The sequence below is a fragment of the Marinobacterium zhoushanense genome, assembly GCF_014641945.1.
GTDB lineage: Bacteria > Pseudomonadota > Gammaproteobacteria > Pseudomonadales > Balneatricaceae > Marinobacterium_D > Marinobacterium_D zhoushanense.
The window spans coordinates 128,204-139,326 of sequence record NZ_BMIJ01000010.1; the positions used below are offsets into that span (position 1 = coordinate 128,204).

Consider the following 11,123-nt stretch of genomic DNA (forward strand, 5'->3'; position numbering starts at 1 on the left):
AGCAAATTACTTAACTAACAAAAAGCCCCGACCGATCGGCCGGGGCTTTTCTTTTGCGTTATCGGTCCTTAGACCTTCGAGTACAGCTGGGCGCCGGTTTCGCGGAACTCCTCCGACTTCTCCTGCATCCCCTGCTCTGCCTGGGCGTTGATTGCCGCAACCTGCTCCTCGTCCAGTTCGCGCACCTCCTGGGAGATCTTCATCGAGCAGAACTTGGGTCCGCACATGGAGCAGAAGTGTGCCACCTTGGCGGATTCCTTAGGCAGTGTCTCGTCGTGGTAGGCGCGGGCGGTGTCCGGGTCGAGGCCAATGTTGAACTGGTCCTCCCAGCGGAACTCGAAGCGGGCCTTGGACATGGCGTTGTCGCGGATCTGTGCACCCGGGTGACCCTTGGCCAGATCGGCGGCGTGAGCGGCGATCTTGTAGGTGATGATGCCGGTCTTGACGTCATCCTTGTTGGGCAGGCCCAGGTGCTCCTTCGGCGTTACGTAGCAGAGCATGGCGCAGCCGTACCAGCCGATCATCGCGGCTCCGATGCCCGATGTGATGTGGTCGTAACCCGGCGCAATATCGGTGGTCAATGGGCCCAGGGTGTAGAACGGCGCTTCATCGCACTCCTTGAGCTGCTTGTCCATGTTCTCCTTGATCATATGCATCGGCACATGGCCCGGGCCCTCAATCATCACCTGTACGTCATGTTTCCAGGCGATCTTGGTCAGCTCGCCGAGTGTCTCCAGCTCGGCGAATTGGGCCGCGTCGTTGGCGTCGTAGACCGAGCCGGGGCGCAGGCCGTCACCGAGGGAGAAGGCCACGTCGTAGGCCTTGCAGATCTCGCAGATCTCCTCGAAATGGGTGTAGAGGAAGTTCTCCTCGTGGTGCGCCAGGCACCACTTGGCCATGATCGAGCCGCCGCGGGAGACGATCCCGGTCATCCGCTTGGCGGTCAGCGGTACATAGCGCAGCAAGACGCCGGCGTGGATGGTGAAGTAGTCCACGCCCTGCTCCGCCTGCTCGATCAGGGTGTCGCGGAATACCTCCCAGTTCAGGTCCTCGGCGACGCCGTTGACCTTCTCCAGCGCCTGGTAGATCGGTACGGTGCCGATCGGTACCGGCGAGTTGCGCAGGATCCACTCGCGGGTCTCGTGGATGTTCTTGCCGGTGGACAGGTCCATGATGGTGTCAGCGCCCCAGCGGGTCCCCCAGGTCATCTTCTCGACCTCCTCCTCGATCGAGGAGGTTAGCGCCGAGTTGCCGATGTTGCCGTTGATCTTGACCAGAAAGTTGCGGCCGATGATCATCGGCTCCAGCTCCGGGTGGTTGATGTTGCAGGGGATGATGGCGCGCCCGGCAGCCACCTCGCTGCGCACGAACTCCGGCGTGATCTCCTCCGGCAGGTAGGCGCCGAAATTGTGGCCGGGATGCTGCTGGGCGACGATGTTGCCCTCGGCCTGCGCCTTGGCCAGCTTCATGTTCTCGCGGATGGCGATGTACTCCATCTCCGGGGTGATGATCCCCTGGCGCGCGTAGTGCAGCTGGGTCACGTTCTTGCCGGGCTGGGCACGACGCGGTTTGCGGGTCAGTTCGAAACGCAGTTCATCCAGGCGCAGATCGGCGGCACGGGCGCGGCCATACTCGGAGGTCAGGCCGGGCAACTGTTCGGTATCGTCACGCTCCAGGATCCACTGTTCGCGCAGCGGGTTGAGGCCCTTGCGTACATCGATCTCTGCTGCCGGATCGGTGTAGGGACCGGAGGTATCGTACACATACAGCGGTTCGTTCTTCTCGCCACCGAAAGCGGTCGGGGTATCGTCGAGGCTGATCTCGCGCATCGGCACGCGGATATCGGGGCGGCTACCTTCGATGTAGACCTTGCGTGATTTCGGGAAGGGCTGCACCGAGTCGGCATCGACGCGGGCGCTGTCTTTTAGACGCTGGGGGTTCGCTTGTTGGGTCGTCATTGTTATCTCCGGTGTTGATCGCGAGAGGTTGGCGTCAGGGCGTAGTGGCGTAGGTGTCGACCGCGGGCGCTGCCTTGGTCAGCCCCTGCCGCTGCATAAAGGCGCCGAAGCGCTGATAGCGGGCACTGTCCAGCGCCGCCGGGCGCAGGGCGAAACGGCTCAGGGTGTCGGCCCAGGCGCGCTTGTTCAGTTCGGTATTCAGCTCATCCGGTTTGTAACTGACAAAGCTTTGCCAGGCCTGGTCTGGATGGTTGACGATGAACTGGGTCGCTTTCTCAAGAGCGGTCATGAAGCGGGCGTAACGAGCATCGCCCCGGTGTTTGGCGTTGATCACCAGGATCAGCTCGTCATAGGCGGGTACCCCCTCCTCCTCGACGAAGAATGCGCGCCCCGGGTGGCCTTCGATATCCATCTGGTTGAGCTCGAAGTTGCGGAAGGCGCCGATCACGGCATCGACCTGTCCCGAGATCAGCGACGGCGACAGGGACCAGTTGACGTTGACCAGCTCGATATCGTCCAGGCTAAGACCGTGCTTCTCCAGCATGGCCCGCAGCATGGCATCTTCGAAGCCACTGACCGAGTAACCCACCTTGCGGCCCTTGAGGTCGGTGATCGACTTGATCGGGCCATCCTTTAACACGACCAGTGAATTCAGAGGTGTGGCGACCAGCGTGCCGACCCGCACCAGTGGCAGGCCCTCATCGATCTGCTGGTGCAGCTGAGGTTGGTAGCTGATCGCCATATCGGCCTTGCCGGCGGCGACCAATTTGGGTGGCATGGAGGGATCCGCCGGTTCAACCATAGATACCTCCAGATCCTGCTCGGCGAAATAGCCCTGCTGTTGGGCAACGATCAGCGGGCCGTGGTCGGGATTGATGAACCAGTCCAGCAACACGTTAACTTTGTCTGCGGCGAAGGTCTGGGCTGAGAACAGCGCGGTCAGTAGCAGTATGCTAAAGCGTTTCATGAGAGGCCTCTCATTATCGGTTCCGGCCTGAGCCGGATAGGGGTGTGTTCAAGGTATCGCTTTGCCAGGGCACCAGCAGGCGGGCCAGCCAGTCGATCAGGAAGTAGAGGCTGACGGCGATCAAGGCCAGCACCAGCAGCGCGGCAAACATCAGGTCCACCTGCATGCGGGCGTTGGCGTTCAGCATCAGGTAGCCCAGCCCCGTCGAGGAGCCGACCCACTCGCCGACCACGGCACCGATCGGTGCCACCGAAGCGGCCACGCGCAGGCCCGAGCCGAAGGCGGGTAGCGCCGCGGGCAGGCGGATCTGGATCAGCTGTGCTTGCCAGCTGGCGCCCAGGGTACGGGCCAGTTTCAGGTAGTTGGTGGGCGTGCGGCGCAAGCCATCGAAGCAGGCCGCGGTCACCGGGAAATAGATGATTAACGTTGCCATAGCAATCTTTGAAGCCATGCCGTAACCGAGCCATAGCATCAGTACTGGCGCCAGAGCGAACACCGGGATCGCCTGGCTGATCACCAGCACCGGCATCAACCAGCGCCTAAGGCCTCCCCAGGTGATCAGCGACAGGGCACTGAACAGGCCCAGTATCACACCAAAGGTGAGACCGAGCAGGATCTCGGCCAGCGTGACACCAGCATGGCGCAGCAGCAGCGGCAGCTGATCCAGCAGTGCGTCGATCACCAGTCCCGGACCCGGCAGGATAAATTTCGGCGCGCCGGTGACCCAGACGATACATTGCCATAGCAATGTCAGGCCAAGGGCGATGCACAGCGGACGCGCTATCGCGGCCATCAGGCGACCTCCCCGGCGAGCAAGGCCAGCAGCTCACCCTGTTGCTGCAGCAGGGGCCCGTCGCGTACCGAGCGCGGCGTTGCGCCCAGGGGCAGAATTGGGCGGGACAGTCGAGCCGGTGATCCCTGCAGGACCAGTACACGGTCCGACAGACGCAGCGCTTCCAGCGGGTCATGGGTGATCATCAATACGCTGCGATCGGCCAGCAACTGGGCAGCCAGATCCTGCAGGCGCAGTCGGTTGATCGCATCCAGCGCGGAAAAGGGTTCATCCATGCAGACCAATGGACGATCCTGGAACAGGGTACGTGCCAGGGCCGCCCGCTGGCGCTGTCCGCCAGATAGTTGCTTTGGCAGCACATCGGCCTTGGCGCCGAGGCCGACCTGAGCCAGCAGGTAGTGTCCGTACTCCCGCTGCTCGGTACTCACCCGGTCCCGACTCAGCCTGGCACAGAGCAGTACATTGTCGAGCACGCTTAACCAGGGCAGCAGCAGATCATCCTGTGCCATCCACGCCACCCGGCCGCTCAGCGGTCTGCCGTCACTACAGAGGATAGTGCCGGACACATCGGCATCATCGGCGATGCCGCACAGCAGTTGCAGGAGTGAGCTCTTACCGACCCCGGACTGGCCTAAAATACTGGTCCACTGCCCAGCCGGTAGCTCTAGATTGAGGCCACTGAACACGCAGTGTTGCTGCCAGTGCAGGCTGGCGTTTTCGAGCCGGATATCCACGGGCTTACCACCAGCGGTAAAAGTGGTGGGTCGGACCGTGACCCGAACCAACGCGCAGTGTATCCGCTGCCTGTATCGCCTCGGTGATGTAGGTCTTGGCTTGTTCTACCGCGGTTTGTATCGGCAGTCCGCGGGCAAGGCCGGCCGCGATCGCGGAGGATAGCGTGCAACCGGTACCGTGGGTGTTGCGCGTAGCGATGCGTTTGGCCGGCAGCCAGTGCTCCTGCTGTGGAGCCAGTAGCAGATCGGCACTGTCGTCGCTGCTGGAATCCGCCAGGTGACCGCCCTTGATCAATACCGCGGCTGGGCCAAGCTGCAGCAGAGACAGGGCCTGTTCGCGCATAGCCTCCACCGACACCGCCTCGTCAACGCCAAGCAGCACCGCCGCTTCCGGCAGGTTCGGCGTAATCAGCGTCGCCAGCGGCAGCAGTTCGCTGCGCAGCGCATCAACCGCTTCGTCGGCCAACAGTTTGTCGCCGCTTTTGGCCACCATGACCGGGTCGAGCACGATATTGCCCGATGCTCGCTCGCGCAGAATAGCGGCAATGGTGCGTATCGTTTCCGGGCGACTGAGCATGCCGATCTTGATTGCGCTGACCGCCAGATCGTCGAACACGGTGTTGAGCTGATCCGCGATGAAGTCTGCCGGTACGTCGTGGATGGCACGTACTTCACGGGTGTTCTGCGCGGTCAGCGCGGTAATGACCGAGGCACCGTAAACACCGAGTGCGGAAAAAGTTTTCAGGTCGGCCTGGATGCCGGCACCGCCGCCGCTGTCGGAGCCGGCAATGGTCAATGCGATGGGAGTTTGGCTGGTCATGTCAGGCTCCTGTGCTACGGATAAACCGCACAGCCAGCCCGATACGGGGATGGTTCTTGGGCATACGGTGAATCTCGATTTCCTACGCCGGTTCAAGCCGGATCAGGTTCAGCGGGTTTAATCTCAGCCCGGCTCACGCAGCATAGCTGTACTGTGAACGGGGCACCCCGACCAAGATAGATGTAGCGCACAGTCTAGGCGGACAGACGCCCGCTGTCCACAACCCCGGCAAAGCGCGCGGGATCGGCTATAACTGATAGCAGGCTTCCTGAAAGCAGTGAGGTATTGGCTATGAATCCGCAGGAGGATGTAGAGGTCAGCTGCCCTTGGTGCAGCGAGTCGGTACTCCTGGTCATTGAGTGTATAGAGCCCGAGCAGGAGTACACCGAGGATTGCCCCGTCTGCTGTGCGCCCATCTTTGTCAGGGTTGCCATACCGCAGCTGGGGTTGCCGCTGGTAGAGGTAGAGCGAGAAGGGGGATAACCCCGTCCAGGAAGGGCTTGAATGGGCAGAGAAGATAACAGCTCACCGCCAAAAAAATGTAATGCGAGGTTGAAGGCGTGTGGCGGGGCGATATTGGATCAAGCGCGGGGGCAGATACAGCATCGAGATAAGCGGGGGCAAAAGGAGGCGATACATCGGCTGCGGGTGGCCATGAAACAGATGCGCGCACTGCTAAGGCTACTCAAACCCCATCTCAGCGGTAAGCAGTATGCACGACTCAATGAAGATTGCCGCACGTTGTCGAATGACCTCGCTTCGAATCGCGATTCCGACGTGGTGCTGGAAACACTGGAGCTTCTGGCTGCCGACAGCAAGGGGGCACCCGCTTATTTACATTTGTATGAGGCACTGAAGCTGGAGGGCGATGACGCCTGTCTTCCCGGCGATAAACAGACACCCGGCTGGCGCAAAATAGAGCAGGTACTGGACCGGGTAGATTGGCAGTTCGCGCAACTGCCGCTGAAGGGCGTGCATAAGCGAGACTTGCACAAAGGGGTTGAGCGCGGTTTTCGTAAAGGGCGAAAACTCTGGCGTCGAGCACAGAAACGATCGGATTCCGAGACCTTGCATGACTGGCGTAAGGTGGTTAAAAGCACCCTGTATCAAAAACAGCTACTTAGGCGCAGCGACTCTAGCGGTAATTTACTGAGGAGTCTCGGACGCCGTCTTGGTGAGCTGCACGATCTCGACGTGCTGGAACAGCATCTTCAACAGCGTCGGCGTTGGGTCTGGCAGGAGGATCTCCAATGGCTGGCCCCGCGTCTGCATTGGCGGCGTGAACGCCTGCTTGGCCAGGCGTACCAGTGTGCTGCGCAGATCTACGTCAACTAGGGGCTGGGAAGGCCTTCAAGTCGATGGTTCTTGACATGAAGCGGTGCTAGTCTGGGCCGATTATCCCTCTTCTCTTTGATGTCCCATGGAAAAGGAGTCTATCCATGAGCTTATCGAACCTCTCTGTACGCGGAAAACTTTGGACGTTGGTACTTATTGCAGCCGCGCTGCTGGGGTTGGTGTCACTGTTGGCGTTGCAGGACATGCGCGCCTCACTGTTCAACGAACGCGAGCAGAAGCTCGAAGCGTTGGCCGATGTGGCCTATCGCATGTTGGAAGTCGAGCAGAGTCGTATCGACGATGGGGAGATAACGCTCGAGCAGGCGCAGCACAGGGCCAAAGATCTGCTGGAAAACATGCGTTACGGGCAGGAAGGCTACTTCTTTGTGTTGGATAAGCAGGCGCGATTTGTCATGCATGGGGCTGATTCTAAGCTCGTAGGCAAATCTATGGCACAGTCCCACAGCGAAGATGGTCAACGGATCTTTGCCGATATGGCTGCCCTGCTGGGCAGCGCTGTCAGCGAAAAGTATTTCAGCTACACCTGGCCGAAGGCGGGGGAGCGTGAGCCGCAGGAAAAACTGAGTATAGTGCGTACCTTTGAACCCTGGGGATGGGTAATCGGTACCGGCCTCTATGTGCAGGATATCAACTCAGCCTTTGTGAGTGAGGCGGTGCATGTTGGTGTGCAGCTCCTGATCGCGCTGGTACTTATGGGAGGGTTGGCCTGGATCATCAGTCGCTCTATCTGCCGTCCACTGGATCGCATCAATGAGGTGATGGTCAAGGTGGCCGAAGGTGATCTGCGTGAGCGTACCGGGTTGAATACACGCGATGAGCTTGGCGAGGTCGGTCGTCGGATCGACAAAACTCTGGAGGTTTTCCGGGCTCTGGTGCACAGCATCTCCGCGAGCTCGACCCAGCTGACCGGCAGCGCCTCTGAACTGGCCAATAGCGCCGACCAGACCAGCCAGGCACTGAGTCGACAGGCGCAGGAGGCCGAGCTGCTCTCGACCGCGATGAATGAGATGGCGGCCAGCATCCATGAGATTGCGCGCACGGCGGGTGAGACCTCCAGTGCCATCGATAGCGCAGACCATGAAGCGGACGAAGGTAGTCGTGATGTGGATGACACCGTATCCCGCATCAAGGCGCTGGCGCGAGAGGTAGAGGAAGCCTCGGGTGTAATCAAGGCGCTTGAAGGGGATACCGAGCAGATTAGCGAGGTGCTGGGGCAGATCGCGGCGATCTCCGAGCAAACCAACCTGCTGGCGCTGAATGCGGCAATCGAGGCGGCTCGTGCCGGCGACTCTGGACGGGGGTTTGCCGTGGTAGCGGACGAAGTGCGTCAGTTGGCTCAGCGTACGCGCGGCTCGACCGAGCAGATCCGGGATATGAACGAGCGCTTGAGCAAGGCCGCCAAACGTGCGGTGGAGGTGATGGAGCGCTCCAGTCAACGAGCCGATGAAAGCGTCGAGCGCGCCTTGCTGGCCGGCGAGGAGTTGTCACGCATCGTCGCCGATATGAACGCGGTACGGGATATGGGAGTCCAGGTTGCGGCGGCAACGGAGGAGCAGAGTGCCGTATCCGAAGAGATGAACAACAACCTGCTGTCGATTACCCAGGCGTCTGAAGCCACAGTCAGCGCAGCCAATACCGTGGCGGCAAGCAGTGAGCAGCTCAAGGCACTGGCCACCCAGCTGCAGCATGAGATCAGCCGTTTCCGCACCTGATTGGGCTCTCCGGGCACCCCGGGTATACTGGGGTGCTCATCACCTGTTTTCCGAGTATTGCCATGAAATTCCGCATCATTCCCGTCACCCCCTTTCAGCAAAACTGTACCCTGCTCTGGTGTGAGGACACCCTGGAAGCGGCGGTGGTGGATCCCGGTGGTGACCTTGGACTGATCCTCTCTGCGATCGATGAGGAGGGCGTCAAGCTCACCCGTATCTTGCTGACGCACGGCCATCTTGATCATGTGGGCGGTACCGCGGAGCTAGCCAAAATGACCGGTGTGCCGATCGAAGGGCCTGAGCAGGAAGACCGGTTCTGGATCGATAGCCTGACCCAGCAGTGCGCCATGTTTGGATTCGATCAGGTTGACGGCTTTACACCGGATCGCTGGCTGAAGGAGGGAGACCGTGTTCAGGTCGGCCAGCAGAGTTTGGAGGTGCTGCACTGCCCGGGGCATACGCCAGGACATGTGGTGTTCTACCATCCTGGCGAACAACTGGCCCTGGTCGGTGACGTGCTGTTTCAGGGATCGATCGGGCGCACCGACTTCCCCCGTGGAGACCACGCGCAACTGATTCGCTCAATCAAGGAGAAGCTGTTTCCCCTCGGGGATGAGGTGCGCTTCATCCCCGGTCATGGTCCAATGTCGACCTTTGGTAACGAGCGTCGGACTAACCCCTTTGTTTCCGACCGTTGGGGGTGAACTTACTCGCCACCCCGGTTGCTAGTGGAGACCCCTCCGCTGACGATAAACGCGGTTACCTGACTCGCCTTGGCGTCGATCGGCGTTACTCGGTCGCGTGGAACGATTACAAGGTTACCGGCGAAGTTATAGGACTGGGGTAAGTAGACCGCCACATCGTCCTTCAATCCCAGCATCGACAGATCGTCCCGCGTAATGAAACCCGCTACCCGTATGCCGGGTTCGGCCGTCAGTTGTACTAGTACCGGGCGGTCGAATCCTCGATTGTCGCCGAGGAGCGCGGTAAACAGGTCGGTTAACGAGGTATAGAGCAGGCGCACTAGCGGTATGCGCTGTAACAGATGGTCGAACCAGCTCAGAATGAAGCGTCCGAGATAGATCGATGCCAGCATGCCGGTGAATATAATCAGCCCCAAAACCAACGCCAGACCTAGAAGAGAGGTCAGCCACGTGGGCAACTCAACACCGATCAGCTGCTCCAGCTGCTCACCGATGATCGAGAACATCAGATCGTTCAGAGTCCCGACTATCACCCAGACCAGATATACGGTCAGTAAAGCCGGTAGCAGAACCAGCAGGCCCTGGAAGAAGAAGCGTAGCATCAGTTTCATGTCGCCTCCTAACGGTGGACCTGCAGGGCCAGCTCAAGCAACGTTGGATCCAGCCCCTTGCGGAAGCGGATTATATCCTCCAGCGGCACATCGAGTATCTGGCCATCGCGGACGCCGACCATGATGTCGGAATAGCCGGCACCGAGATAACTGACGGCCATGGCACCCATGCAGGTCGCCAGAACCCGGTCATGGCCGGTGGGGCTGCCACCACGCTGGATGTGGCCGAGAATACAGACGCGAGGATCCTGCCCGTGCTCCTTGAGTTGCTGGGCAAGACGGTAGGTCAGCCCGGGCTCCGGACCCTCGGCAACAACAATGATACCGCTCGATCCCGTACCGGCCCTGCGTGCCGCGGCCAGCTCTTCACTGATCCGCTCTATCTCGATCGCCCGCTCAGGTACCAGGATCATCTCCGCCCCGGCTGCCATGCCGACGTGAATGGCGATAAATCCGGAGGCGCGGCCCATCACCTCGACCAGGAAATGGCGTTCATGGGAGGACGCGGTATCGCGGATCCGGTCAATCGCTTCCAGTGCTGTGTTGACGGCAGTATCAAAGCCGATGGTATCGTCGGTGCCGAAAATGTCGTTGTCGATGGTCCCGGGGAGCCCGATCACCTCGATACCCGTTTCCTGCTGTAGCAGATGAGCACCGGTCAGCGAGCCGTCGCCGCCGATTACAACCAGCGCATCTATACCCCGTGCCCTGAGAATCTCGGCTGCACTGGCGCGCACGTCGGGTTTTTTAAACGCTTCGCAGCGGTCGCTTTTCAGGATAGTACCGCCCCGTTGGACGATATTGCTCACCGAAGAAGAGGACATTGGTGCCATATCGTCGCTGATCAGTCCGCTATAGCCGCGGTTTATGCCAAATACCTCGATCCCCTGATGCAGTGCGGCACGCACCACGCCTCGAATGGCGGGATTCATGCCGGGAGCATCGCCCCCGCTGGTCAGTATCGCGATTGAGCGGACGGATTTTTGGGCTGTCAGTGAAGGCAGCGTATACATCGTACTCTCCTTGTTTCCACCAGCCAGAGCTGGACCTGGAGCCTATATTCGAACTGCTTGAAAGCTATCATCGGATGATGACATCCCCGCTGTCCAGATCGAGTTGATGCCGGCTATCGCTATTTGTTCCTTGTGAATCGACCGCTGTTACTTAGCGGTCCTCTAGGGGCTTTCGAGCGACGGAATAATATTCTTGGGTCAATACAGTAAAACCGGTTGACAGTCATATTCGGATACGTAGAATACGCCCCCACTTCAGCGCCAACGGGCGGTTAGCTTCGCGATGCAAGTCACCGAAATAACAGCAAAAAGTCGTTGACACTGGGGAATGAGGCGGTAAGATATGCGCCTCGCTTGAGACGACGGATTCGGTAGTAAGCAAGTCGCTCAGCACGCTCTTTAACAAGTCGATCAGGTAATTCGTGTGGGCGCTTGTTGGGATCTAAGCACACAAA

Annotated in this window: 11 protein-coding genes and 1 riboswitch; of the genes, 4 read left to right on the top strand and 7 right to left on the bottom strand. The window is 59.9% G+C overall.

The window, feature by feature from the left end; translation table 11 throughout:
* Nucleotides 1–68 precede the first annotated feature (68 nt).
* From thiC to thiD, 5 genes are read right to left on the bottom strand one after another with little or no spacing between them, the layout of a single operon-like run.
* Entirely contained in the window at nucleotides 69–1,958 is a 1,890-nt protein-coding gene (gene thiC, locus IEX40_RS21025) for a phosphomethylpyrimidine synthase ThiC (protein ID WP_188752029.1), read from the bottom strand.
* A 34-nt stretch (nucleotides 1,959–1,992) separates the two neighbouring features.
* Nucleotides 1,993–2,925, bottom strand: a complete 933-nt coding sequence (locus IEX40_RS21030) for an ABC transporter substrate-binding protein (RefSeq protein WP_188752031.1) — start codon at nucleotides 2,923–2,925, stop codon at nucleotides 1,993–1,995.
* A gap of 13 nt (nucleotides 2,926–2,938) precedes the next feature.
* Nucleotides 2,939–3,718, bottom strand: coding sequence for an ABC transporter permease (locus IEX40_RS21035; RefSeq protein WP_188752033.1), 780 nt, complete (start codon nucleotides 3,716–3,718; stop codon nucleotides 2,939–2,941).
* Entirely contained in the window at nucleotides 3,718–4,452 is a 735-nt protein-coding gene (locus tag IEX40_RS21040; protein ID WP_188752035.1) for an ABC transporter ATP-binding protein, read from the bottom strand. Before IEX40_RS21040 ends, IEX40_RS21035 begins: the two co-directional genes overlap by 1 nt.
* Nucleotides 4,453–4,456: 4 nt before the next feature.
* Nucleotides 4,457–5,272, bottom strand: a complete 816-nt coding sequence (thiD, locus tag IEX40_RS21045) for a bifunctional hydroxymethylpyrimidine kinase/phosphomethylpyrimidine kinase (protein ID WP_188752037.1) — start codon at nucleotides 5,270–5,272, stop codon at nucleotides 4,457–4,459.
* Between the two features lie 62 nt (nucleotides 5,273–5,334).
* Nucleotides 5,335–5,452: riboswitch (TPP riboswitch) on the bottom strand.
* Between the two features lie 111 nt (nucleotides 5,453–5,563).
* Between thiD and IEX40_RS21050 the strand changes: the two genes are divergently transcribed.
* The 4 genes from IEX40_RS21050 to IEX40_RS21065 all read left to right on the top strand — a co-directional run bounded on the left by IEX40_RS21050 (nucleotide 5,564) and on the right by IEX40_RS21065 (nucleotide 9,044).
* Nucleotides 5,564–5,755: a zinc ribbon domain-containing protein gene (locus tag IEX40_RS21050; protein ID WP_188752039.1), complete on the top strand. Its 192-nt coding sequence runs from the start codon at nucleotides 5,564–5,566 to the stop codon at nucleotides 5,753–5,755.
* A gap of 21 nt (nucleotides 5,756–5,776) precedes the next feature.
* Nucleotides 5,777–6,607 carry a CHAD domain-containing protein gene (locus tag IEX40_RS21055; protein ID WP_188752041.1) on the top strand — a complete coding sequence of 277 codons (831 nt, stop codon included), beginning with the start codon at nucleotides 5,777–5,779 and terminating at the stop codon, nucleotides 6,605–6,607.
* 104 nt (nucleotides 6,608–6,711) lie between these two features.
* Nucleotides 6,712–8,340: a methyl-accepting chemotaxis protein gene (locus IEX40_RS21060; RefSeq protein ID WP_188752043.1), complete on the top strand. Its 1,629-nt coding sequence runs from the start codon at nucleotides 6,712–6,714 to the stop codon at nucleotides 8,338–8,340.
* A gap of 62 nt (nucleotides 8,341–8,402) precedes the next feature.
* Entirely contained in the window at nucleotides 8,403–9,044 is a 642-nt protein-coding gene (locus tag IEX40_RS21065; RefSeq protein WP_188752046.1) for an MBL fold metallo-hydrolase, read from the top strand.
* A gap of 2 nt (nucleotides 9,045–9,046) precedes the next feature.
* On the opposite strand, the gene IEX40_RS21070 is transcribed toward IEX40_RS21065, so the two are convergent.
* Together IEX40_RS21070 and pfkA are read right to left on the bottom strand one after the other, a co-directional pair.
* On the bottom strand, nucleotides 9,047–9,655 hold the full coding sequence (locus IEX40_RS21070) for a DUF502 domain-containing protein (RefSeq protein WP_188752048.1): 609 nt from the start codon (nucleotides 9,653–9,655) through the stop codon (nucleotides 9,047–9,049).
* 8 nt (nucleotides 9,656–9,663) lie between these two features.
* Nucleotides 9,664–10,668: a 6-phosphofructokinase gene (gene pfkA, locus IEX40_RS21075; RefSeq protein ID WP_188752051.1), complete on the bottom strand. Its 1,005-nt coding sequence runs from the start codon at nucleotides 10,666–10,668 to the stop codon at nucleotides 9,664–9,666.
* Nucleotides 10,669–11,123: the final 455 nt, after the last annotated feature.